The following is a 23,302-nucleotide window of genomic DNA, read 5'->3' on the forward strand; positions in this document are numbered from 1 at the left end:
GGCAGATACCGCGCCTCCCGGGCCCTCCGGGGCCACGCCAGACGCCCCGGGAGGCGCGGCGTCGCAGACGACGGAGGGCCGGGTGCGCATCCGCACCCGGCCCTCTCGACGTGACGGGTCACACGACCCGACCCCGTCGACTACGCGTGGTCGTGACCCTCATGGTCGTCGTCGTCACCGACGCCCGCGGTGGCGGTGAAGGCGGACAGGTCGACCGGGGCGCCCTCGCCGTCGACGACCTTCGCCTTGCTGAGCACGACCGCGAGGGCCTTGCTACGCGCGACCTCGCCGACCATGGCGGGGATCTGGCCGTTCTGGTCGAGGACCTTGATGAACTCGCCGGGCTCCATGCCGTACTGCGCGGCGCCCTGGATCAGGTACTGCGTCAGTTCGTCCTGCTCGACCTTGACGGCCTCTTTCTCGGCGATGGCGTCGAGGAGGATCTGGTTGCGGAAGGCCTTCTCACTGCTCTCCTTCACCTCGGCACGGTGCTCGTCGTCCTCGAGGCGGTTCTCCTGCTCGAGGTGACGGTGCACCTCGTCCTCGACGAGCTTCTCGGGGACGGGGATCTCGACGGACTCGAGCAGCTTCTCGACGACCTGGTCACGCGCCTGCGCGCCCTGACCGAAGGTCTTCGACTTGGCGAGCTGCTCTTTCAGGTCGCCCTTGAGCTCGTCGATGGTGTCGAACTGGCTGGCGATCTGGGCGAAGTCGTCGTCGGCCTCGGGCAGCTCGCGCTCCTTGACGGCCGTGACGTCGACCGCGATGAGGGCGGTCTCGCCCTCGCGGTCACCGCCGAGCAGCTTCGACTCGAACGTGGTGCTCTCACCGGCGGTCAGCGACTCGAGGGCCTCGTCGATGCCCTCGATCAGCTCGCCCGAACCCAGCTCGTACGAGATGCCCTTGGCCGTGTCGACGACGTCGTCGCCGATGGTGGCGGTCAGGTCGATCTGCGCGAAGTCACCCGAGGTGGCCGGACGGTCGACGGTGACCAGCGTGCCGAAACGGGTGCGCAGGTTCGTGAGCTCTTCGGCGATCTCGTCGTCGGTGACGTCGACCGTGTCGACCGTCAGCTCGAGGCCGTCGTAGTCGGGCAGGTCGAAGTCGGGACGCACGTCGACCTCGACGGCGATCTTCAGGTCGCCCGAGAAGTCCTTGACGTCCGGCCACTCGACCACGTCGGCCTCGGGACGGCCGAGGACGCGGATCTCGGTCTCGGTCACGGCCTCGCGGTAGAACTTGTCGAGGCTCTCGCTGACGGCGTGGTTGAGCACCTCTTCACGACCGACCCGCTGGTCGATGATGGGCGGCGGCACCTTGCCCTTGCGGAACCCGGGGATGTTGACCGACTCGGCGATGTGACCGTAGGCGTGCGTGACGCTGGGCTTGAGCTCGTCGGGGGTGACGACGATGTTGAGCTTGACGCGCGTGGGGCTGAGCTTCTCAACCGTGGTCTGGACCAATGTGGGGCTTCTCCTGTGTTGGTGGCGCTGATCTCACATCCGAGACAGCAGGTAGACGATCGTCGGGGCGACAGGACTCGAACCTGCGATCTTCCGCCCCCAAAACGGACGCGCTAGCCACTACGCTACGCCCCGTGATTCAGCCTGGAACCGGCCGCCACACGTGGTCCCCGTTGAGGTCGGGTGCGTGAAGGCCGCGTCGAGTCTAGCCGACGCCGGGGGCCCGTGACGGAGCGACCTCGACCGATGCCTTATGCTTGTCTCACCCGTGCGGCCAGGCCGCTCACGGGGATGTAGCTCAATGGTAGAGCCTCAGTCTTCCAAACTGATCACGCGGGTTCGATTCCCGTCATCCCCTCGTGTTTGTTCGACGCCTCCGGCGTCCGGCGCCGGGGGGCGCCGTGTATGAATCTCGGCTGCTACTTGCACGGAGGCGTCCGGCGCCGGAGGTGCCGTGGACGAACGTGCTCCGCTCCTCTCCCGCGGGCGCCCGGCGCTGCTCGGGGCACTCAGGTGGCTCGCGGCGGGTTCATCGAGAACTCCTGCTGCGGGATGATTTCTCGCGACGCGGCGTGGCCCAAGATGACCGTATGAGACACGCGACGCTCGCACGGATCGCACTGACGGGTGCGATCGTGACCACCCTCGCGGCCGGGTGCGCCGCCCCCACGACCCACGCGACCGGCGCCTCCGGGTCCGGGTCGACGACGGTGCAGGCCGCCGCCGCACCCGGCAGGGCCGTGGCGTCCGCCTCGGGCGGCGTGCGCGTCGCCGTCGTCGGCGACTCGTTGACCGCAGGCGGAGGTCGCCTGCTGAGCGACGGGCTGACCGCCGACACCTGGATGACCTACGCGCAGGGCGACGGCGTCGACTACGTCGGGGGCTACGCCAAGGGCGGGTCCACCGTGCAAGAACAGGCCGCCGCCGTCCGGCCCGTCGCCGACGTCGACGTCCTCGTGCTCATGTCCGGCACCAACGACGTGCGGCTCGGGCTGGGATTCGCCGAGTCCGCGGCGTCGTACGACGCGATCGTCGACACCATCCGACCGAAGCACGTCGTCGTCGCGGCCATCCCGCCGTACGACCGCGACCCGGCCGCCGCCGCGCGGTACGAGGCCGAACTCGAGCGCTACGTCGTCGACGAGGGGTGGACGTTCACCGATCCGTGGGGCTTCGCCCGGGCCGGCGAGGTTTACGCACCCGGCACGAGCCTCGACGGCATCCACCCGACGACGGCCGGCTACGAGACCATCGGCCACGAACTGCGCGACGTCGTCCTCGACGTCGCGGGCGCGCGTGCCGGCGCCCCGCAGGCCGACTCCCCCACCGACCCGGACGCCGACGGCTCGCAGTCGGGCAGCTGACGCCCCGAGGAGGCGCGGGTGGCGTCGTGAGGACGGCGCGCGGTGGTCGCACCCGTGCGTCGACCCGTGGGCTCAGCGCTGCAGGAACGCGAGGACGGCCAACACGCGGCGGTGGTCGCTGCCGCTGTCCTCGAGCAACAGCTTCTGGAAGATCGAGGTCACGTTCTTCTCGACCGCCCCGGTGCCGATCACCAGTTCGGCCGCGATGGCGGCGTTCGTCCGCCCCTCGGCCATGAGGGTCAGCACCTCGCGCTCGCGCGGGGTGAGCGCCGCGAGCGGGTCGCTGCGTCGACCGAGCAACTGCGACACGACCTGGGGGTCGAGGACCGTCCCGCCGTCGGAGACCCGCGCGAGCGCGTCACGGAACTCGTCGATCGAGGCGATGCGGTCCTTCAGCAGGTAACCGACCCCGCCCGAGCCGGCCTCCAGCAGGTCGCGTGCGTACGCCACCTCGACGTACTGCGACAGCAGCAGGATGCCGAGGTCGGGTCGTCGGCGACGGGCCTCGATCGCGGCCCGGACGCCTTCGTCGGTGTGGGTCGGGGGCATGCGCACGTCGAGCACGGCGATGTCGGGTCTCACCTCGGCGAGGTCGGCCAGCAGCGAGTCGGCGTCGCCGTACGCCCCGACGACCTCGACCCCGATCTCGTCGAGCAACCGGACGAGCCCCTCCCGCAGCAGCACCGAGTCGTCGGCGACGACGACGCGGAGCGGCTGACGGGAGGGGCTCTGGAGACTCACCCGACCAGACTAGGGGCGGGCCGGGGGTCTACGACCGAGGGGCCGGCCCGGCGGGCGGGTCCAGTGGACCGCCCGGAAGCGTCGCGGGCGGGTCGAGCGGGCCGTCGGGCAGCGGCTCGGTGACGGCCGTCGCCGAGAACGGCGGCAGCGGCTCGGTCGGCAGGGGCAGCGTGAGGCTGCTCGGCACGTCGACCGCCATCGGGATGCTCACCGTGACGATGGTGGGCCCGCCCTGCGGGCTGCTGATGTCGAGGAACCCGCCGAGCCCCACGAGGCGCTCTTGCACGCCGGCGAGACCGTGTCCGTCGCGGAGCCCCGCGCCGCCCCGGCCGTCGTCGGTGACGACGAGCTCGAGCAGGGTGCCGACGCCGTCCGGCGCCTGCCGCGTGCGCAGCACGAGGTCGGCACTCGCGGCCTGGGCGTGCTTGCCCGTGTTCGTCACCAGCTCGGAGGCGATGAAGTAGGCGTTGCGCTCGATGTCGCTCGGCACGACCACGTGCGCGGGCACCCGGTCGAGCAGGGTCGTCGGCACGACCGAGCGGTCGACGAGCGACTCGAGGGCCGCGACGAGGCCGCGGTCGAGGAGCAACGGAGGCGCGAAGCCGCGGGACAGGGCGCGCAACTCCTCGAGGGCCTCGCGCGACTGCGCCCGCGCCTCCTCGATGAGGGCCTTGCCCTTCTCGGGGTCGGCGTCGACGACGCGGGAGGCCGCGGCGAGGTCCATCTGGAGGCGCACCAGGCGCTGCTGCGGCCCGTCGTGGATGTCGCGCTCGAGGCGTCGGAGAGCCGTGCCCTCGGCGGAGAGGGCGGCCGTGCGCGAGATCTCGCGGTCGGCGAGCTCGACCTCGAGCTGTTCACTGCGGAACCCGCCGAGCATGGCGGCGGCGATCGCCTGGTGCATGACGACGGCGGCGTGGACGACGTACGGGTAGAGGAGGACGACGCCGGCGAAGAGCGCCAGTGCGATGAGCGTCAGGGCCACGCCGGCCCCGTTGCCCACGAACGAGATCCAGTCGCCGGGCTGGATCGAGGGCACGATGCCGAAGAGCAGGGACGCCCCGACGACGAACACGATCGGGCCGGCCAGCAGCGACACCAGCACGAACGTGCTGAACCCCGCCACGATCGGGAAGACCACGACCCCGTAGAGCAGGTACAGCCAGTAGTGCGGGTTGGCGAAGACCGAGACGGCCCGCACGAAGCGGTTCGTCGACCGCCCCCAGGCGGTGTTCGGCGTCCAGTCGACCGGTCGGATCGGCCGGTCGCTCGCCCACCGCAGACGCAGCACCTCGAAGGTGCCGAACCAGCGGGCTACCCAGAGGGCGCCGAACACGACGACGGCGAGGAACACGAGCGTCCCCAGCGAGTCGCTCGATCCGTTGACCGCGTGCAGGAACAGCGAGGCCGCCGCCGAGACGATGACGACGAGGACGGCCGAGAGCGCGACGTAGCCGAGCTCTCGCGGCAGCTCGCGCCAGCGTCGTCGGTACCCGCCGGGGCGGGACGGTGGTGAGAGGTAGGGGTTCGCGGCGGTGATGGGGGTCTCCTGGATCATGCTTCGAGCCTGGTCGGCCCGACGCGTCGACCCCATGGTGCCAGCGCCCGGAACGACGGTGGGGTTATCCCCACCCCGGCCCTGGGGCGGCGAGACGTGAGGTGAGCCTGTCCTTGGTGAGCCGAGCCTCAGCTTGCTTGCGGAATCCTCACAGGCGTCTAGCGTTGCCTCATCGTCTAGGAAAGGACCACGTCATGACCGACATCACCCGCACCGTCCCCCAGGGTTCCGTCGACCCCGACGTCGCCGCCGGCGTCGCCCAGTTCCTCAGCCAGATCGTCACCGACATGACGGCGCTGTCGGTCAACGGCAAGCAGGCCCACTGGCACGTGCGCGGCATCGCGTTCGTCGCCGTCCACGAACTCATCGACGTGGTCGTCGACCACGCCCGCGAATGGGCCGACCTCGCCGCCGAGCGCGTCGTCGCCCTCGGCCTGCCCGTCGACGGCCGCATCGAGACCGTCGCCGCGAAGACCGTCATCCCCCCGACCTCGCCCGGCTTCAACCAGATCGACGTCACCGTCGCCGAGCTGGTCGCCCAGATCGACGCCTCGCTCGTCGCCGTCCGCGAGGCCATCGACGAGCTCGGCGAACTCGACGCCTCGAGCCAGGACGTCGCCATCGAGATCTCGCGCGGCCTCGAGAAGGACCGCTGGTTCCTCGCCGCGCACGTCGCCGGCTGAGCCACCCGCCAGACGGACGAAGGCCGCCACCCTGCACGGGGTGGCGGCCTTCGCCGTCGGGTCCCCGGGTCAGAGGTCGGCGTGGGTCCAGCGGCCGCCGAGCAGCGTGCCCGAGACGGGCATGCCCCTCAGCTCGACGTCGGACGCGGCGAGCGGGTCGAGCTCGGTGACGACGAGGTCGGCGACCGAGTCCACCTCGACCGTCGACCGACCGCCGGTCGACGCGGCGAGCGCCGCCGAGGCGACCACGCGCTGTTCGGGGTGCCACGGCTCGCGCCCGTCACGCGAGCGGGAGACCGCCGCGGCCATCGCCACCCACGGGTCGAGCGGTGCCACGGGGGCGTCCGACCCGAGCTGCAGCCGGACGCCGGCCGCGACCAGGCTCTCGAAGGCGAACGCGCGCCCGGTGCGGCCCGCCCAGTACCGGTCGGCCACGTCGCGGTCGTCCATGGCGTGCTCGGGTTGGACGCTGGCCACGACGCCGAGGCGGGCGAAGCGTTCGACGTCTCGTGCGTCGAGCAGCTGGGCGTGCTCGATGCTGCCGGCGCAGCCGACCTGCTCGAAGGCGTCGAGGGCCTGGGCGTTGGCGGCGTCCCCGATGGCGTGCACGGCCGGCACCAGCCCGGCCGAGGAGGCGCGGCGCAGCCACCCGACGAGTTCGTCGGTCTCGTAGATGCGCAGCCCCCGGGCCGCGGGGTCGCCCTCGAGCCCGGGGTACGGGTCGTGGCACCACGCGGTGCGGGTGCCGAGGGAGCCGTCGGTGATGATCTTGAACGGCCCCGTCGTCACGAGGCCGTCGGTGCCGGGGACGACGTCTCCGGTTCGCAGGCCCCGGGCGACGACGGTGTCGAGACCGCGCGGGTACACCCCGGCACGGATGCGCAGCCCGCGCGTCCCGCCGGCCACCCGTCGCGCCCAGCGGTCGAGGCCCAGCGTCATCTCGAGGTCGACGACGCCGACGACCCCTCGGGCGGCGGCCGCGTCGACGGCCTCGTCGACCCACGAGTCGAGCAGGTCGTCGGGGACGACGCTCACCGCGGCGCTGACGTCGAAGGCCGGCTGCTCGCGAAGCAGGCCCGTCGGGTGGTCGGCGTGACCGTGCCGGGCGAGAGCGGCCGAGTCGAGCCAGACGGAGTGCAGGTCGTTGCTGACCAGGACGACCGGCACGTCGCCGGCCACCGAGTCGAGCAGCGCCCGGCTCGGGGCGTCGGGCCAGAGCGCGTCCTGGAAGCCGTAGCCGACCAGGCTCGACCCCGCCTCGACCGGTCGGGACCGCAGCCGCTCCCCCACGAGCGTCGCCGCCTCGGCGGCGGAGCGCGCCCCCGACAGGTCGAGGCGGCGACGGACGAGCGCCCACTGGTCCATGTGCACGTGCGAGTCCCACAGGCCGGGGGCGAGCCAGCGGCCGTCGAGGTCGTGCACCTCGGCACCGTCGGGGGCGAGGCCGGACGCGAGCGCGACGACCCGGCCACCGTCGAGCAGGGCGTCCACGGGGGCGGGCCCGCCACCGACCAGGCGGACGTCGCGCAGGAGCGTGCGCCGCGCCTCCTCGCCTCCGGGGGCGCCGACGACCGTCATCGGTCGCGCACCCGGCGCATCTCGGCGGCGAGCGCGGGCTGCGCGTAGTGCTCGCCGTGCTCGAGCTCGTCGACGATGCGGTCGACGACCTCGGGCGCCTTGTTCTGGCTGAGCTTGGCGCGGGCGTCGAACCGGGTCACGCGCAGGCGGATGCCGACGGTGCCCTTCGCGACCCGGCGCGAACCCGCCTCGTCGAGGGTGAGCGTCGACGGCTCGGGCATGACGCGCTCGAAGTGGTCGACGAGCTCGCCCAGCACGCGGAAGTTCTCGTCGTCCGAGAGGATCTCGGGGGTGCCCCAGAGGTGCGCGGTGACGTGGTTCCAGGTCGGGATGATCTGCTCGGCGGGGTACCAGCCGGGCGAGACGTAACCGTGCGGGCCCTGGACGATGACCATGACCTCGTGCTCGCCCAGCTCGTGCGAGCGCTCGTCGGGGCGGCCGACGTGGCTGACGAGCACGATCGCGTCGGGGTCGGCGGCGTCCTCCTCGAGAACGACGGGGTAGTGCGAGGCGACGAGCCCCGCGGCCGTGTGCGAGACGATCGTGGCCCACGGGTTCTCACGGACCAGCCGCTTGACCTCGTCGACGTCGGACAGGACGAACGTGGGGGTGTGCCGCATGCACTCAAGTCTGGTCGGTCGGGCACCAGTAGAGCTTGCGACCCGCGGCCATCTCCATCACGATGTTCGTCCCGCAGACCCGGCAGGGCAGGCCCTCGCGGTGGTACACCCAATGGCGGTCGGCCCGACTGCGCAGGGCCTTGGCGTGCTGGGCCTTCGTGAGGCCGTCCATCGTCATCATCTGGCCGAGCTCGACACCGCTCTTGAGCAGCTTCGTCCAGTCCTTGTAGAGGGCGCGCAACACGTCCTCCGGCACCTGGTTGCCGGGGGTGTGCGGGTCGAGCCGTGCTCGGAACAGCAGCTCGGCGCGGTAGATGTTGCCGATGCCGCTGACCACGCTCTGGTCCATCAGCAGCAGGCCGATCGGGGTGCGCTTCTTGCCCGCGATGGACACGAAGCGGTCGGCCCCCTTCTTCGGCGAGTCGACGAGGGGGTCGGGGCCGAGCTTCGAGATCGCCAGGTCGACGCCGGCCGCGTCGAGCACCTCGCACTTCGTCGGGCCGCGGAGGTCGCCCACGGCGGTGTCGGTGAGCAGGCGGACGCGCACCTGACCGACGGGGTCGGGCGGGAACGACTCGACGTCGTCCTCGGTCTTCTCCTGCTCGGCCATGCGCACCCTGGTCTTGCGGGGGGCGCCGATGCTCGACATCGAGTGCTCGCCGTCGTCGTCGGGGGCGGCCTCGGCCTTCCGGGTGGCCGACCGGCGCGTGCGCGACTCGGCCATCGAGTGGCCCGTGGCGATCTCGCCGGCGAAGTCCCAGGCGCCGTAGAGCCCGAGGTGCACGTGCAACCAGAGCCCGTTGTCGAACTCGAGGAACATCTGCTTGCCGACGGCCTTCGAGTCCACCATCGTGGCGCCGTCGAGCCTCTCGGCCCCGGCGGCGAAGCGCCCCTGCGGCGAACTGACCTCGACGCGGTGGCCGACGAAGCTCTGCTGGAACTGGTTGGCGATGCGGTGGACGGAATGGCCCTCGGGCACGGCGGCACCTCTCTCGGTGGGACGGTGTGACGGTCTCGCGCGCGGGGGCGGAGACGACGGAGCGGCGAGCCCCCGGTCGGGGTCTCGCCGCTCTCGACGTTACGTCGTCAGTCGACCGGGTGCCCGGCGATCAGTCGACCGGGTGCCCGGCGATGGCGCCCGTGGTCTCGTACTCGCTGACCTGCGCGATGCGGCGGACGTGGCGCTCGTCGTGGCTGAACGGCTCGGCGACGAAGGCGTCGATGAAGGCCAGGGCCTCGGCCTCGGTGTGCTGGCGGGCGCCGATGGCGATGACGTTGGCGTCGTTGTGCTGACGGGCGAGCTTCGCCGTCGAGTCGTTCCAGACCAGGGCGGCACGGATGCCCTCGACCTTGTTCGCGGCGATCTGCTCGCCGTTGCCCGACCCGCCGAAGACGACGCCCAGCGCCTCGTGACCGGCACGCTGGTCGCGCACGGTGGCACGCGCCGCCGCGATGCAGAACGACGGGTAGTCGTCGAGCGGCTCGTAGCTCGTCGGACCGTGGTCGGTCACGTCGTGGCCCGCGTCGGTGAGGTGCTGGATGACGGTCTTGCTGAAGTCGAGGCCGGCGTGATCGGTCGCCACGTGGATGCGCATGGTCTCGATCTTAAGCCCGGCCGCCCTCGACCCCGTGCCCCGGTCAGTCGAAGATCGGCCCGACCGTGCGGGTGCGCTTGATCTCGAAGAAGCCGGGGTACGAGGCCACGGCGACGACTCCGTCCCACAGGCGCAGCGCCTCCTCGCCCTTCGGTGCGGGCGAGATGACGGGGCCGAAGAACGCGACGCCGTCGACGGCGATCACGGGCGTGCCGACGTCCTGGCCGACGCGCCCGATGCCGTCGAAGTGGCTCGCGCGCATCTGCGCGTCGTACTCGTCGGTGTCGGCGTGGCGCGCGAAGTCGGCGGGCAGGCCGACCTCGGCGACCGCGCCGGCGATCACGACGTCGCCGTCCTTCTCGCCGTCGTGGTGGATGCGGGTGCCGAGCGCGTCGTAGAGGGGCTTCACGATCTGCTGGCCGTGGAGCTCGCCGGCCGCCGTGACGAGTCGCGTGTACCGCAGCATGCGCGCGAAGTTCGCCTTGTACTCGTCGCTGACGTCGTTCTCCTCGTTGAGCACCGCGAGGCTCATGACGTGGAACGTGACGTCGAGGTCCCGGTGCCTCGCGACCTCGTCGACCCACCGGCTGGTCATCCAGGCCCAGGGGCACGAGGGGTCGAACCAGAAGTCGACGACGGTGTGGGAGGCGGGGGCCGGGGCGGGCGCGGTGGTGTCGGTCATGCGCACAGTCAACACCCCGGTGTCGTACAGCCGGTCTAGGCTCTCAGCGGACCACGAGTCCCCCCACTCACCCCAGACGGATGGAGCAAGCGTGCCCGGAGAGAACCTCACCCGCGTCGAAGCGCAGGAGCGCAAGAACGTCGTCGACGTGCAGTCGTACGAGATCGCCCTCGACCTGACCCGCGGCGACGAGGTGTTCGGCAGCTCGACCACCGTGCGCTTCACCGCCATCCCCGGCGCCTCGACCTTCATCGACGCGCTCACCCGCACCGTCCACTCGGTGAGGCTGAACGGCACCGCACTCGACGTCGACGCGGTGTCGGACGGCGTGCGCATCCAGCTCGCCGACCTGGCGGCCGAGAACGTCCTCGAGGTCGTCGCCGACGCCGAGTACACCAACACGGGCGAGGGCCTGCACCGCTTCGTCGACCCGGTCGACGGCGAGGTCTACCTCTACTCGCAGTTCGAGGTGCCCGACAGCCGCCGCGTCTTCGCGGTCTTCGAGCAGCCCGACCTCAAGGCGACGTTCCGGTTCACGGTCACCGCCCCCGCCCGCTGGCAGGTCGTCAGCAACCAGACCACCCCCGAGCCCGTCGTCGACGGCGAGGTCGGCACCTGGTCCTTCTCGCCCACGCCGGTGCTCTCGAGCTACGTCACCGCGATCGTGGCGGGCCCGTACGACGTCGTCCGCAGCGACCTCACCAGCGCCGACGGCCGCACCATCCCGCTCGGCATCTTCACGCGCCGCTCGCTGACCGCGTACCTCGACGCCGACTACATCTTCGAGAAGACCCGTCAGGGCTTCGCCTACTACGAGGACAAGTTCGACTACGCGTACCCGTTCGAGAAGTACGACCAGCTCTTCGTGCCCGAGTTCAACGCCGGTGCGATGGAGAACGCGGGCGCCGTCACCTTCGTCGAGACCTACGTCTTCCGCAGCAAGGTCACCGACGCCATCAAGGAGCGTCGCGTCGTCACGATCCTGCACGAGCTCGCCCACATGTGGTTCGGCGACCTCGTCACCATGAAGTGGTGGAACGACCTGTGGCTCAACGAGTCGTTCGCCGAGTGGGCGTCGACCATCTCGACGGCCGAGGCCACCGAGTGGACCGAGGCGTGGACGACCTTCCAGGCCATGGAGAAGAGCTGGGCCTACCGCCAGGACCAGCTGCCCTCGACCCACCCGGTCGTGGCCACGATCACCGACCTCGAAGACGTCCAGGTGAACTTCGACGGCATCACCTACGCCAAGGGCGGGTCGGTGCTGAAGCAGCTCGTCGCCTGGGTCGGCATCGACGCGTTCTACGCCGGCGTCGCGGCGTACTTCAAGAAGCACCACCACTCCAACACCGAGCTGAGCGACCTGCTCGTCGAGCTCGAGGCGACCTCGGGCCGCGAGCTGACCAGCTGGTCCGAGGCGTGGCTCGAGACCGCGGGCGTCAACACGTTGCGTCCCGAGCTCGAGGTCGACGAGAACGGCGTCATCACGTCGTTCGCCGTGCTGCAGGAGGCACCCGCCGACCACCCCACCATCCGCCCGCACCGCCTCGCCATCGGCCTCTACGCCCTCGAGGGCGACTCCCTGGTGCGCACCGACCGCGTCGAGATCGACGTCGACGGCACGCGCACCGAGGTGCCCGAGCTGGTCGGCCTGACGCGCGGCGACCTCGTGCTGATCAACGACGACGACCTCGCCTACGCGAAGATCCGCCTCGACGAGGTCTCGCTCGCCACGGCGATCGCCCACCTGTCGAAGATCTCGAACCCGCTCGCCCGCGCCCTGGTGTGGGGCTCGGTCTGGGACGCCACGCGCGACGCCGAGACCTCGCCGTCCGACTACGTCCGCCTGGTGCTCGACAACATCGCCACCGAGACCGAGTCGACGACCATCCGCACGACGCTCTCGCAGCTGCTGCAGACCGCCCGCAGCTACGTCGCCCCCGCGCGCCGCGCCTCCACGGTCACCGAGGTCGGCGACGGCCTCTGGGCGCTCGCCCAGAACGCCGAGGCCGGGTCGGACGCCCAGTTCCAGTTCGTCACGTTCTTCGCGGCGATCGCCTCGACCGACGAGCACCGGGAGGCGCTGGCCGGCCTGCTCGACGGATCACGCGTCCTCGACGGCCTCACCGTCGACACCGACCTGCGCTGGCAGCTGCTCGAGGGCCTCGTGCTCGTCGGCGGAGCCGGCGAGGCCGAGATCGACGCCGCGCTCGCCGACGACAACACGGCGAACGGCGCCCAGGCGGCCGCACGCGCGCGCGCGACCATCCCGACGACCGAGGGCAAGCTCGCCGCCTTCGCGTCGGTCGTCGACAGCGCCGAGCAGCCGAACGCCATCGTCCGGGCGACCACGCTCGGGTTCCAGCACACGAACGACCCGGCGGTCCTGCAGCCGCTCGTCGAGCGCTACTTCGCGTCGCTCACCGGCATCTGGGAGTCGCGCAGCTACCACATCGCCGACACGCTCGTCTCGGGGCTGTACCCGGCCGGCCTCGCCGACCAGGCCCTGGTCGACGCGTCGTACGCGTGGCTCGAGGCGAACCCCGAGACGCCGGCCCTCCGACGGATCGTCAGCGAGAGCGTCGCGGGCGTCGAGCGGGCACTGCGCGTGCAGGCGGTCGACCGGCAGTAGTCGCGGCACCGGTCGCCCGTCGACCCGGCGGACCGTGCGGACGGCGGGCCCTGTCACAGGGTCCGCCGTCCGTGCGTCCAGGCGCCTCACGGGTGCGCCGCCCGAGGCGTGCTTCACTTGATGCCCATATGGACCTCCTCCTCGCTGCCGCCACCGACCCTGCCGCCCCCCTGTCGTTCGACTGGGACGCCTTCTGGAACATGTGGCGCGTGCCCATCCGCATCGCGGCCATCCTGCTGATCGCGGTGCTGCTGCGCGTCGCGCTGCACTTCACCATCCGCCGGGTGGTCGACCAGGTGGTCAACGGCATCAAGCGCAAGCAGAACGTCGACGACACGCAGGCGCTCATCGCCTCGCCGCTGCAGGCGGTCCGGGTCGTCCAGCGCACCCGGACGCTGGGCAGCGTGCTCAACAACGTCGTCACGGTCGTCGTCGCCGCGATCGCCCTCGTGCTGATCCTCGGCGAGCTCGACTTCAACGTCGTCGCCATCGTCAGCGCCGCGGGCGTCGTCGGCGCGGGCCTCGCGTTCGGCGCCCAGAACATCGTGAAGGACATGCTCAACGGCATCTTCATGGTGGCCGAGGACCAGCTCGGGGTGGGCGACGTCGTCGACGTCGGCCCCGCCGCCGGCGTCGTCGAGGCCGTCGGCATCCGGGTCACGCAGATCCGCGACGTCAACGGCGTGCTGTGGTTCGTCCGCAACGGCGAGATCCTGCGGGTGGGCAACATGTCCCAGGGCTGGACGCGCGTCGTGATCGACCTCGCCGTGCCCTACTCGGCCGACGTCGACCAGGTGCAGGACGCGATGCTGAACACGGCGAACGAGCTCGCGGCGATCCCCAAGTGGAAGCGAGCGATCATCGACCAGCCAGAGGTGTGGGGCATCCAGTCCATCGCGGACGAACACGTGATCATCCGCATCGTCGCCAAGACCCGATCCGCGGACCGCGACAACGTCGACCGCGAACTGCGGTCGCGGCTCAAGAAGACGCTCGACGGCATGGACATCGTCCTGCCGTCGCTGACGAGCGTCGTCCTGACCGGCTTCGACAGCGCCTCCTCGGTGCAGGGTGCCCGGGCGCCGCGCACCGTGCCGACGCCCCACGTCCCCCGGGGGAAGCGCAAGTGAACGACCTGCCGCTGACGCCGCGGCCGTCGGACGCGTCCGGTGCGTCCGGTGCGTCCGGTGCGTCCGGTGCGTCCGGTGCGTCCGACGGTCGCCCGCCGACTCCGTCGACGCCACCGGCCCTGCCCACGGCCGTGCCGGTCACCGTGCGACGCGGGCTCGGCGACGACTCGGCCCAGGGCAACTTCTGGCACCAGATTGGCGGGCGCCCGACCTTCGAGAAGCTGGTGCGTCGGTTCTACGAGGGCGTCCGCACCGACGACGTGCTGTGGCCGATGTACCCCGAGGCGGACCTCGAGGGGGCGATCCAACGGCTGACCGGGTTCCTCGAGCAGTACTGGGGAGGCCCGACGACCTACAGCGAGGAGCGCGGGCACCCGCGCCTGCGCATGAGGCACATGCCGTTCCGCGTGACCCCCGAGGCTCGCGACCGGTGGCTCCGGCACATGCGGGTGGCCGTCGACGAGCTCGAGCTCGCACCTCTCGACGACGCCATGCTCTGGGGCTACCTCGACCGCGCCGCCCAGGCCATGGTCAACACGTTCGAGCGATGACGGGCCGAGCGGGCGGGCCGAGCGGCCGGGCCACACGTCGTGCGGCCGCCGGGCCGAGGGTGCCCCGGACCGCGCCTCAGAGCAGGGACGAACGGCGCTTGACGAGCACGTGCCCCTTGGGCGTCGTGAGGCGCGTCCAGGTGCCGGTCTCGAAGACCGCGACCTCGTCCTCGCCGTCGAGGAACCCCAGGCTGAGCGCCCCGAAACCCGCTCCGGCCGGGACCGCCTCGGCACCCTCGACCGGCGCCGACCACACGTCGGCCCGCACCCGGTGCACGATCTGCTCACCCGTGCCGGCCGGGATGGCCTCGGCCACCCGGGCGATGCCGGCCTCGGCGGTCGTCCGCAGGCGGGCCGCCTCGATCGCGTCGAGCCTCGCCCATCCCCCGCGAGGCGGCGAGATGGCCGCCCAGGTCACCGTGTTGACCGTGGCGGGCACGGACACCTCGACCGCCGCGGTGGGATCGACGACGTCGTTCTGGAGGCGCACGAGGCGCTCCTTCAGGGAACGCACCGGCACGACGGCGTCGAACTCGGGGCGGTCGTCGAGCTGGAAGGTCCGGAGGCCGAGCACCGTGGGGCTCGCGTCGAGCAGGCCCATCGGGTAGAACACCGCCACGTAGACGGCGAGCACGCCCGAGCCGGCGATGAGCCGCACCGAGCCGTCCTCGACCCGGCCGGCCCGCCCGAGATAGGTCGCGAGATCGCTGAGGGACAGGGAGTCGGGGAGGGTGAATGCGTCGTTCATCGGCCCCCTAAACTACATCGGGTGACCGACGATCCGCTGCAGAGCCTGCTGTCCACCCTCGACCTGGCACCGGCCGGCATCGTCGGCGGGCAGGACGTGTTCACCGGCGGGTCGCAGCCCGAGCCCCTGGGGCGCGTGTTCGGCGGGCAGGTCGCCGCCCAGGCCCTCGTCGCGGCCCAGCGCACGGTCGGCGGCGGTCGCGACGTCCACTCGCTGCACTCGTACTTCCTGCGGCCCGGCGACCTGACGATCCCCATCACCTTCACGGTCGACCGCATCCACGACGGCCGCTCGTTCGCGACGCGGCGCACGCAGGCGTCTCAGGACGGCGTGCCGATCTTCTCGATGATCGCCTCGTTCCAGACCCCCGACGAGGGCCTCGACCACCAGGTCGACATGCCGTCCGGCCTGCCCGAGCCCGACGACGTGCCCAGCGACGCCGAGCTGCTGTCGGCCGTCGACAACCCGGTCGCGCGCTCGTGGGCCCGACGCCCCTTCGACATGCGGCACGTGCCCTCACCCGTGTACTTCAGCGTCGAGGGCGACCACGTGGCCCACCAGGCCGTCTGGCTCCGAGCCACCGGCCCGATGCCCGACGACGCCGACCTGCACCGCGCCGCGCTGCTGTACGCCAGCGACTACACATTGCTCGAGCCGATCTACCGACGGCACGGCATCGCCTTCGTCACCCCCGGCCTTAAGGCCGCGAGCCTCGACCACGCCATGTGGTGGCACCGACCGGCCCGGGTCGACGAGTGGCTGCTCTACGTGCAAGAGAGCCCGAACGCCGTCGGCGGTCGGGGGCTGTCGCTCGGTCGCATCTACGACCGCGCGGGCACCCTCGTGGCGAGCGTCGCGCAAGAGGGCATGGTGCGGGTGCCCCGCAGCTGACGAGCCGTCAGCGGCGGCGGAAGGTCAGGGGCTCTTCGACGTACGGAGCCCAGGCGTCACGTTCGACGCCGGAGATGCGCCGCGGCTGGTTCGTCGCGGAGTCGACCAACACGATGGTGGTCGCGGCCTTGGTGAACAGCTGCCGCGGCTCGACGCCCTCGGGCGACCACACCTCGTAACAGACCTCGAGGCTCGCCCCGCCCAGGCGCCCCACCCAGATCTGCACGTCGAGGGGTGCCCGGAGGTACGGGATCGGGATCAGGTACTCGAGCTCTTGACGCGCGATGAGCGTCATGGTCGCGGCGTCCGGGCTGCCGTCGAGCACGGCGGCCGACGATCGCTCGTCGACCGCACCCTCGGCCGACCAGAACGCGTCGATGCGCGCCTCCTCGAGGAGGCGCAGCATCGACGCGTTGTTCACGTGCCGGTACCCGTCGAGGTCGCTCCAGCGCACTCGGGTCGGCACGTGCAGGCGGGTCATGACGGTGGGGTGCCGGTCAGTCGCGCGTCAGCTTGCGGTACGTGGCCGAGCTGGGCTTCGCCGCGTCGGCGCCCAGGCGCTCGACCTTGTTCTCTTCGTACGCCTCGAAGTTGCCCTCGAACCAGTACCAGTTCGGGGTGCCGTCGTCGTTCAGCCCCTCCCACGACAGGATGTGCGTCGCGATGCGGTCGAGGAACCACCGGTCGTGGGTGATGACGACGGCGCAGCCGGGGAACTCGAGCAGTGCGTTCTCGAGGCTGCCCAGCGTCTCGACGTCGAGGTCGTTGGTGGGCTCGTCGAGCAGCAGCAGGTTGCCGCCCTGCTTCAGGGTCAGCGCGAGGTTGAGCCGGTTGCGCTCGCCACCGGACAGGACGCCGGCCTTCTTCTGCTGGTCGGGGCCCTTGAAGCCGAACTGCGACACGTAGGCGCGCGACGGGATCTCGGTCTTGCCGACCTGGATGTAGTCGTGCCCCTCGGACACGACCTCCCACAGGTTCTTGTTGGGGTCGATGCCACCCCGGCTCTGGTCGACGTACGAGATGTCGACGGTCTCGCCGACCTTCAGCTCGCCGCCGTCGAGCGGCTCGAGGCCGACGACGGTCTTGAAGAGCGTCGTCTTGCCGACGCCGTTCGGGCCGATGACGCCGACGATGCCGTTGCGGGGCAGGGTGAACGACAGGTCGTCGATGAGCACCCGCTCACCGAACGACTTGTGGAGCTTCTTGGCGTCGATGACCTGCGATCCGAGGCGCGGGCCCACGGGGATCACGATCTCCTCGAAGTCGAGGGTGCGCGTGCGCTCGGCCTCGTTCGCCATCTCTTCGTAGCGAGCCAGGCGTGCCTTCGACTTGGCCTGGCGGCCCTTGGCGTTGCTGCGCACCCACTCGAGCTCGGAGGCGAGGCGCTTGGCCAGCTTGGCGTCCTTCTTGCCCTGGACCTGCAGGCGCTCGCCCTTCTTCTCGAGGTACGTCGAGTAGTTGCCCTCGTAGGGGTAGAGGCGCCCGCGGTCGACCTCGGCGATCCACTCGGCCACGTGGTCGAGGAAGTACCGGTCGTGGGTCACGGCGAGCACGGCGCCGGGGTACTTGCTGAGGTGCTGCTCGAGCCAGAGCACGCTCTCGGCGTCGAGGTGGTTGGTGGGCTCGTCGAGCAGCAGCAGGTCGGGCTTCTGCAACAGCAACTTGCAGAGGGCGACGCGGCGCTTCTCACCGCCGGAGAGGTTGGCGACCTCGGCGTCACCGGGCGGCGTCCGCAGAGCCGACATGGCCTGCTCGAGCTGGGAGTCGAGGTCCCACGCGTCGGCGGCGTCGATCTCTTCTTGCAGGGTGCCCATCTCGGCGAGCAGCGCGTCGAAGTCGGCGTCGGGTTCGGCCATGGCGGCAGAGACCTCGTTGAACCGGTCGAGCTTCTGCTTGATCGGCCCCACGCCCTCTTGGACGTTCTCGAGGACCGTCTTGGTCTCGTCGAGCTCGGGCTCTTGCATGAGGATGCCGACGGTGTAGCCGGGGCTCAGCTTCGCCTCGCCGTTGCTGGGGGTGTCGAGCCCCGCCATGATCTTGAGGATCGTCGACTTGCCGGCGCCGTTCGGCCCCACGACGCCGATCTTCGCCCCCGGGATGAACGACATGGTGACGTCGTCGAGGATCAGCTTGTCGCCGACCGCCTTGCGGGCGCGCACCATCGAGTAAATGTATTCGGCCATGGGAGCGAGTCTATCGGGCGGCGGCCCGCGCCCGAGGTCACCAGTCGATGGTCCGCGTGGACCCGACGAGACAGGCGCCCGTGCCGAGCACCGGCGCCGTCTGGCTCGAGTAGCCCGCGTCGGAGACCTGCCCGATCAGGCAGTCGTCACGCCAGCGCACCGAGAACTGGACGCTGTCGGCGTCGCGCCCGATCGAGGTCGTGTCGGCCGTGACCTGCATCGTCGACTTGTCGAAGCCCGCCGCGACCAGCGCGTCGACCAGCGCCCGGCCGCCCGGGCGCGCGTTCGCGGCGACGGTGGCCCTGACGACCTCGTCGAAGTGAGCGGCCGCGTCGCTCGTCGACGAATCCGACGAGAACGGGGCCGCCTCCGTCGACGCCGCGCTCGGCGGTGTCGTCGGCTCGACGTCGGGCGACGACGTGCAGCCGACAAGGGAGCCCGACGCCGCAAGCAGGATCGCGGCGAGCGCGGGGCCTCGCAGGAATCTCGAACCGGTCACGGGTGTCCTTCGTCGTCGGCGTCGCCGCGGGTCGGCGAGCCGCCTCGATTCTAGGGCGCACCCGCCCGCGACCCGGGAGGACGACATCACCACGCCCCGCCCCGGACGGTGCCCGCTCGGTCAGAACGGCGCGAGCACCTCGTCCGCTCCGAGCGGCGCCGGAGCACCCCAGTCGGAGGCCTCGGCCGAGCCGGACGTCGCCCTTCCGGCCGGGGAACCGGACGAGCCGTCGACCGGTGAGGCACCGTCCGCCCCCGACCCGGCGTCCGTGGACCGCCCGCGAGCGTCGCCCTCGGGGCCGCTTCCGGGAGGCGACGCCTCCGCCGGGGACGCCTCGGTCGCATCGGACGTCACGGTGTCGCCACCGTCGGCTGGCGTCGCCGCCCGGTCACCCGCCGGCGCCGACGCGACCCGGCGCTCGAACGAGGAGGTGCCCCAGGTGAGATCGTGACCGATCGCGTCGGCGTCGACCTCGACCGTCAGGCCGCTCCGGTCGCCGGACTCCCACGACCGGATGCGGAGTCGCCCGGTCACGACGACGCGTTGACCCTTGCGGAGGCTGCCGACGACGTTCTCGGCCAGCTGGCGGAAGGCCGTCACCGTGTACCAGTTGGTCTCGCCGTCGAGCCACTCGCCCTTGACCCGGTCGTACCGGCGCTGGGTCGAGGCGAGGCGGAAGCTCGTGATGGAGAGGCCGGACTGCGTGACGAGGGCCCGGGGGTCGGTGGCGATGATGCCCGTGAGGGTGATGGTGTCTGTCATGACGGGAGTCTCGCGAAGGCGGGGCGCCCCGGGGACGGCACCCGCGCCTCCTTGTGCACGAGGAGGCGCGGGGCCGACCTGGGGACGACCCGTCGTCGGCGGCGTCGGCCGACGGCGGGCAGGTCAGTGCTCGTGGAACTCGGGGTAGTCCGCCCCCGGCCCGAGAGCCGCGAACAGGGCGCTCTTGGCCACGGCGAGGGTCGGGTAGAGGCCGCCTTCCGGCGCCTTGCCCGGCAGGCGGACCTCGAAGCCGTCGTCGGTCCGCAGGATGGAACCGACCGCCCCGGCCGGCCCCACGGCCACCCAGGTCTGGCGGTGCATCGTGTTCTGGTCACTCATCGTCGAGCGCCCCTTTCGTCCTTCTCGGTCGGTCGCGTCGGACGACGCGACCCGTCTACGAGGCGAGCACGTACTTCGCGTACGACTTGCGGATCTTGTTGACCTTCGGAAGCGCGACGGCCAGGCAGTAGCCCTGACCGGGGTTCTTGGCGAAGAAGTCCTGGTGGTACGGCTCGGCGTCGTACCAGGTCGACAGCGGCTCGATCGTCGTGACCACGCCGCCGTCCCAGGCCTCGGAGGCGCGCTCGCGGGCGGCCTCGAAGAACTCGGTCTGCTCGTCGTCGGCCGCGAACATCGCCGACCGGTACTGGGTACCGACGTCGGCACCCTGCCGGTTCAGCTGACGCGGATCGTGCAGGGTGAAGAACACGTCGAGGACGACGTCGGCCGGGATCTTCTCGGGGTCGAAGGTGACCGCGACCGCTTCGGCGTGCCCCGTGCGGCCGGTGCAGACGTCGTCGTAGTCGGGGTCGGCGGTGTGCCCGCCCGTGTAGCCGGGCACCACCTCGAGCACGCCGTCGAGGGTGCGGTAGACCGCGTCGAGACACCAGAAGCAGCCACCGGCCAGAACGAACGTCGTCATGCCCGTGAACCTACTCCTGCGCCCGGGGCCCAGCCCTAGGCTGACCGCATGAGATCACCCTTCACCCCCTACGTCGCCGACGACGCACGGTACTCGCGACTCGACTACGTCCGCACGGGTCGCAGCGGGCTCAAGCTGCCCCGCATCTCGCTCGGCTTCTGGAACAACTTCGGCTCGGACCGCGGCCTCGAGACCCAGCGCGACATCGTGCTGCGCGCCTTCGACCGCGGCGTCACCCACTTCGACCTGGCGAACAACTACGGCCCTCCGTACGGTTCGGCCGAAGAGCAGTTCGGGCGCATCGCCGCGGCCGACCTGCGGCCCTACCGCGACGAGATCGTCGTCTCGTCGAAGGCGGGCTACGACATGACCCCGGGGCCCTACGGCGACGGCGGGTCGCGCAAGTACCTGCTGAACTCGCTCGAGGCCAGCCTCGGGCGCCTCGGCATGGACCACGTCGACATCTTCTACTCGCACCGTCCCGACCCCGAGACCCCGATCGACGAGACCATGGGGGCGCTCGCGACGGCCGTGCGGCAGGGCAAGGCGCTCTACGCGGGCATCTCGAACTACGACCCGGCGCAGACCGAGGCCGCGATCGACGCCCTGGCCGCCGAGGGCGTGCCGCTGTTGATCCACCAGCCGCGCTACAACATGTTCGACCGACGGCCCGAGCGAGGACTCTTCGACACCCTGCTCACGCACGGCGTCGGGTCGATCGTGTTCTCTCCGCTGGCCGGCGGCCTGCTGACGAACCGTTACCTCTCGGGCAAGGCACCGGCCGGCTCTCGCGCGGCCGAGGGCCGCTGGTTCTCGGAGGACGCCTTCGACGAGACCTACCTCTCGCGCGTCCGGGCCCTCGACGAGATCGCACAGGCGCGGGGTCAGTCGCTCGCGCAGCTCTCGCTCAGCTGGGTGCTGCGGCAGCCCGCGGTGACCAGTGCCCTGATCGGGGCGTCGTCGGTGGCCCAACTGGACGACAGCCTCGACGCCCTCGACGGAGCCGAGCTCACCGAGGACGAGCTCGCCGCCATCGAACCGCTCGCGGTCGACGGCACCGGTCGCTGACCCCGAGGAGGCGCGGTGCCGGTCGGGCACCGCGCCCCCCGAGGTCGTCCCGCGGCGATGTCGGTGGTGCCCCCTAACGTCGGGGGTGTTCTCGACAGCATCGGCCGGATGACCTCAGGAGCACCTCATGACCACCAGCACCTCCGTCCTCACCTCCCCCGCCCCGCACGCGCACGCCCTCGCGGATGCGACGCGCCCCGCCCTGCGAACGACACGCGGCGGCCTGAGGCTCGTGCAGGTGCACGACGACCTCGCGCGCGTGACGCGTCCCGGCGGTGAGGTCGTCGGGTACGTCGAACGCTTCGACGACCCGCAGGGTGACCGCTACCGCGCGAAGCGCTTCCTTCCTCGACAGCGCAAGTTCGTCGAGATCGGCGAGTTCTGGAGCCGCGACGACGCCACCGACTGCTTCCGGTTCGCCTGAGCGCGACCGTCGAGGGGCCGGGCGCGCTCGCATGTCGCACCGCGGCAACCTTCGACCTCAGCTGTAGTGTTCGCCCCATGAACTGGTGGAACACCTTCGTCGACTGGCTCTCGTCCGACAACGGTCAGCGCGTCGTCACGGATGCGGCGGTCCCGTTCGTCGCCATCGTCGTCGCCGGCGTCGTCGCAGCCCTGATCGGTCGCGGGGCCACCCGACGCGTCCTCTCGGCGCACGACGACGCCGCCCGGGCGGCGGCCATCGCGGGGGTCGTCTCGGCAGCGCGCAAGGGTGCCGTGTACAGCTCCCTCGGCACCGAAGAACGGACGTACGTCGACCACCTCGGTCACGAGGCCGACGTCCGCCTGCGCCTGCTGCCGTCCACGGGGAGCACGCTCGCCGCGGACTGGGCGGCGCACGAACTCGCCGAGATCAAGCGCAACTCCGCGTCCTTCAGCTTCCAGGCCGACCGGTCGCTGGGTGAGATGACCGACCGCCTCGTCGAGTGGCAGCGCCGCCCCGGTCGGGCGAAGAAGCTGTTCCGCGACGACCTCGCCCGCTGGAAGTACGAAGAAGCCGACGTCGACCGTGAGGCCGCCGAGCGCCAGAAGGCCTGGGAGGCCGAGCAGCGTGCCGCGGCGGCCGCCGACGTCCGACGCGGCAGCGGCTCCGAGGGCGGGCCCGACGCCGCGACCCCGCTCCGACCGTCCGTCCTCGGCGACGCCCCGGCCCCGGCCCCGGCCCCGGGTGGCGATGCCCGGCGTGGGTCCCTGACGTCGCCTCTGACCGGCCCGCCGCCCGTCTCGGCTCCCGAAGCACCGGCCGCCTGGGCGTCGGCGTCGGCGTCGGCGTCGGCGTCGGCGTCAGGTTCGGACGACGACGACACACGTGACGACCCGATGGACGACGAGCGCTACGAGCAGCCGGTCAGTGCCAGCCAGGTCCGGCGCAGGATCGCCCCCGACCGCGCAGACGACTGACCCCGTGGCCGACGACGCGCCCCCGACCTCGGTCGGGGGCGCGTCGTCGTGTCGGGCGGTGGATGACGCCTGGTGCCCCCGGCAGGCTGCGCCATCGACACCGCGAACCTGCGACCAAGAGACGAGAAGGACCGCGTGGATCATCGGACGCCTGGTGCCCCCGGCAGGAATCGAACCTGCGACCAAGAGATGAGAAGCACCGCGAGATCTGGTGCCCCCGGCAGGAATCGAACC

General features: G+C 71.4%; 24 protein-coding genes and 2 tRNA genes. 10 read left to right on the forward strand and 16 right to left on the reverse strand.

Annotated elements, in window-relative coordinates; translation table 11 throughout:
- Nucleotides 1-140: 140 nt before the first annotated feature.
- Together tig and ABID81_RS03345 are read right to left on the reverse strand one after the other, a co-directional pair.
- Complete coding sequence (tig, locus tag ABID81_RS03340; RefSeq protein WP_354593414.1) at nucleotides 141-1,463, reverse strand: trigger factor; 1,323 nt, start codon at nucleotides 1,461-1,463, stop codon at nucleotides 141-143.
- A 62-nt stretch (nucleotides 1,464-1,525) separates the two neighbouring features.
- A tRNA-Pro gene (locus ABID81_RS03345) sits at nucleotides 1,526-1,598 on the reverse strand.
- 152 nt (nucleotides 1,599-1,750) lie between these two features.
- Between ABID81_RS03345 and ABID81_RS03350 the strand changes: the two genes are divergently transcribed.
- A tRNA-Gly gene (locus ABID81_RS03350) sits at nucleotides 1,751-1,821 on the forward strand.
- Between the two features lie 232 nt (nucleotides 1,822-2,053).
- The gene (locus ABID81_RS03355; RefSeq protein ID WP_354593415.1) at nucleotides 2,054-2,827 is read left to right on the forward strand and encodes an SGNH/GDSL hydrolase family protein; all 774 of its coding nucleotides are present in this window, start codon (nucleotides 2,054-2,056) and stop codon (nucleotides 2,825-2,827) included.
- A gap of 72 nt (nucleotides 2,828-2,899) precedes the next feature.
- Here the strand turns inward: ABID81_RS03355 and ABID81_RS03360 are convergent, their stop codons facing one another.
- Both ABID81_RS03360 and ABID81_RS03365 read right to left on the reverse strand, forming a co-directional pair.
- On the reverse strand, nucleotides 2,900-3,568 hold the full coding sequence (locus tag ABID81_RS03360; RefSeq protein ID WP_354593416.1) for a response regulator transcription factor: 669 nt from the start codon (nucleotides 3,566-3,568) through the stop codon (nucleotides 2,900-2,902).
- Between the two features lie 28 nt (nucleotides 3,569-3,596).
- A complete protein-coding gene (locus tag ABID81_RS03365; RefSeq protein WP_354593417.1) occupies nucleotides 3,597-5,123 on the reverse strand; it encodes a sensor histidine kinase in 1,527 nt (508 codons plus the stop codon).
- Between the two features lie 194 nt (nucleotides 5,124-5,317).
- Between ABID81_RS03365 and ABID81_RS03370 the strand changes: the two genes are divergently transcribed.
- Complete coding sequence (locus ABID81_RS03370) at nucleotides 5,318-5,806, forward strand: Dps family protein (RefSeq protein ID WP_354593418.1); 489 nt, start codon at nucleotides 5,318-5,320, stop codon at nucleotides 5,804-5,806.
- Nucleotides 5,807-5,875: 69 nt separating this feature from the next.
- On the opposite strand, the gene ABID81_RS03375 is transcribed toward ABID81_RS03370, so the two are convergent.
- From ABID81_RS03375 to ABID81_RS03395, 5 genes are all read right to left on the reverse strand, one after another.
- Nucleotides 5,876-7,384 carry an amidohydrolase gene (locus ABID81_RS03375; protein ID WP_354593419.1) on the reverse strand — a complete coding sequence of 503 codons (1,509 nt, stop codon included), beginning with the start codon at nucleotides 7,382-7,384 and terminating at the stop codon, nucleotides 5,876-5,878.
- Nucleotides 7,381-8,004: an FMN-binding negative transcriptional regulator gene (locus ABID81_RS03380; RefSeq protein WP_354593420.1), complete on the reverse strand. Its 624-nt coding sequence runs from the start codon at nucleotides 8,002-8,004 to the stop codon at nucleotides 7,381-7,383. The genes ABID81_RS03375 and ABID81_RS03380 overlap by 4 nt, the downstream gene beginning before the upstream one ends.
- Nucleotides 8,005-8,008: 4 nt before the next feature.
- The gene (locus tag ABID81_RS03385) at nucleotides 8,009-8,983 is read right to left on the reverse strand and encodes an Fpg/Nei family DNA glycosylase (protein WP_354593421.1); all 975 of its coding nucleotides are present in this window, start codon (nucleotides 8,981-8,983) and stop codon (nucleotides 8,009-8,011) included.
- 130 nt (nucleotides 8,984-9,113) lie between these two features.
- Nucleotides 9,114-9,599: a ribose-5-phosphate isomerase gene (locus tag ABID81_RS03390; RefSeq protein ID WP_354593422.1), complete on the reverse strand. Its 486-nt coding sequence runs from the start codon at nucleotides 9,597-9,599 to the stop codon at nucleotides 9,114-9,116.
- Between the two features lie 43 nt (nucleotides 9,600-9,642).
- Complete coding sequence (locus tag ABID81_RS03395; RefSeq protein ID WP_354593423.1) at nucleotides 9,643-10,281, reverse strand: mycothiol-dependent nitroreductase Rv2466c family protein; 639 nt, start codon at nucleotides 10,279-10,281, stop codon at nucleotides 9,643-9,645.
- Nucleotides 10,282-10,372: 91 nt separating this feature from the next.
- Between ABID81_RS03395 and pepN the strand changes: the two genes are divergently transcribed.
- The 3 genes from pepN to ABID81_RS03410 all read left to right on the forward strand — a co-directional run bounded on the left by pepN (nucleotide 10,373) and on the right by ABID81_RS03410 (nucleotide 14,594).
- A complete protein-coding gene (pepN, locus tag ABID81_RS03400; protein ID WP_354593424.1) occupies nucleotides 10,373-12,913 on the forward strand; it encodes an aminopeptidase N in 2,541 nt (846 codons plus the stop codon).
- 128 nt (nucleotides 12,914-13,041) lie between these two features.
- On the forward strand, nucleotides 13,042-14,043 hold the full coding sequence (locus ABID81_RS03405) for a mechanosensitive ion channel family protein (protein WP_354593425.1): 1,002 nt from the start codon (nucleotides 13,042-13,044) through the stop codon (nucleotides 14,041-14,043).
- A gap of 143 nt (nucleotides 14,044-14,186) precedes the next feature.
- Nucleotides 14,187-14,594: a globin gene (locus ABID81_RS03410; RefSeq protein ID WP_354593810.1), complete on the forward strand. Its 408-nt coding sequence runs from the start codon at nucleotides 14,187-14,189 to the stop codon at nucleotides 14,592-14,594.
- Nucleotides 14,595-14,670: 76 nt separating this feature from the next.
- On the opposite strand, the gene ABID81_RS03415 is transcribed toward ABID81_RS03410, so the two are convergent.
- A complete protein-coding gene (locus ABID81_RS03415; protein ID WP_354593426.1) occupies nucleotides 14,671-15,342 on the reverse strand; it encodes a DUF8185 domain-containing protein in 672 nt (223 codons plus the stop codon).
- Nucleotides 15,343-15,363: 21 nt separating this feature from the next.
- Between ABID81_RS03415 and ABID81_RS03420 the strand changes: the two genes are divergently transcribed.
- Nucleotides 15,364-16,233 carry an acyl-CoA thioesterase gene (locus tag ABID81_RS03420; protein WP_354593427.1) on the forward strand — a complete coding sequence of 290 codons (870 nt, stop codon included), beginning with the start codon at nucleotides 15,364-15,366 and terminating at the stop codon, nucleotides 16,231-16,233.
- A gap of 7 nt (nucleotides 16,234-16,240) precedes the next feature.
- Here ABID81_RS03420 and ABID81_RS03425 read toward each other — a convergent pair whose 3' ends face one another.
- From ABID81_RS03425 to msrA, 6 genes are all read right to left on the reverse strand, one after another.
- Entirely contained in the window at nucleotides 16,241-16,714 is a 474-nt protein-coding gene (locus ABID81_RS03425; protein WP_354593428.1) for an acyl-CoA thioesterase, read from the reverse strand.
- 16 nt (nucleotides 16,715-16,730) lie between these two features.
- Nucleotides 16,731-18,416 (reverse strand): energy-dependent translational throttle protein EttA, encoded by a 1,686-nt coding sequence (ettA, locus tag ABID81_RS03430; protein ID WP_354593429.1) that lies wholly within the window; start codon nucleotides 18,414-18,416, stop codon nucleotides 16,731-16,733.
- Nucleotides 18,417-18,453: 37 nt separating this feature from the next.
- Entirely contained in the window at nucleotides 18,454-18,915 is a 462-nt protein-coding gene (locus tag ABID81_RS03435; RefSeq protein WP_354593430.1) for a DUF6993 domain-containing protein, read from the reverse strand.
- A 120-nt stretch (nucleotides 18,916-19,035) separates the two neighbouring features.
- Entirely contained in the window at nucleotides 19,036-19,677 is a 642-nt protein-coding gene (locus ABID81_RS03440; RefSeq protein ID WP_354593431.1) for a single-stranded DNA-binding protein, read from the reverse strand.
- A gap of 123 nt (nucleotides 19,678-19,800) precedes the next feature.
- Nucleotides 19,801-20,016, reverse strand: a complete 216-nt coding sequence (locus tag ABID81_RS03445) for a methyltransferase (RefSeq protein ID WP_354593432.1) — start codon at nucleotides 20,014-20,016, stop codon at nucleotides 19,801-19,803.
- Nucleotides 20,017-20,071: 55 nt separating this feature from the next.
- Complete coding sequence (gene msrA, locus ABID81_RS03450) at nucleotides 20,072-20,599, reverse strand: peptide-methionine (S)-S-oxide reductase MsrA (RefSeq protein ID WP_354593433.1); 528 nt, start codon at nucleotides 20,597-20,599, stop codon at nucleotides 20,072-20,074.
- A gap of 48 nt (nucleotides 20,600-20,647) precedes the next feature.
- Here msrA and ABID81_RS03455 point away from each other — a divergent pair, with 48 nt between their 5' ends.
- From ABID81_RS03455 to ABID81_RS03465, 3 genes are all read left to right on the forward strand, one after another.
- Nucleotides 20,648-21,667, forward strand: a complete 1,020-nt coding sequence (locus ABID81_RS03455) for an aldo/keto reductase (RefSeq protein WP_354593434.1) — start codon at nucleotides 20,648-20,650, stop codon at nucleotides 21,665-21,667.
- 127 nt (nucleotides 21,668-21,794) lie between these two features.
- A complete protein-coding gene (locus ABID81_RS03460) occupies nucleotides 21,795-22,091 on the forward strand; it encodes a hypothetical protein (protein WP_354593435.1) in 297 nt (98 codons plus the stop codon).
- 77 nt (nucleotides 22,092-22,168) lie between these two features.
- Entirely contained in the window at nucleotides 22,169-23,068 is a 900-nt protein-coding gene (locus tag ABID81_RS03465) for a hypothetical protein (protein ID WP_354593436.1), read from the forward strand.
- The last annotated feature ends 234 nt before the right edge of the window (nucleotides 23,069-23,302 follow it).

Source organism: Frigoribacterium sp. PvP054 (genome assembly GCF_040547465.1).
In the GTDB taxonomy this organism is placed as follows: Bacteria; Actinomycetota; Actinomycetes; order Actinomycetales; family Microbacteriaceae; genus Frigoribacterium.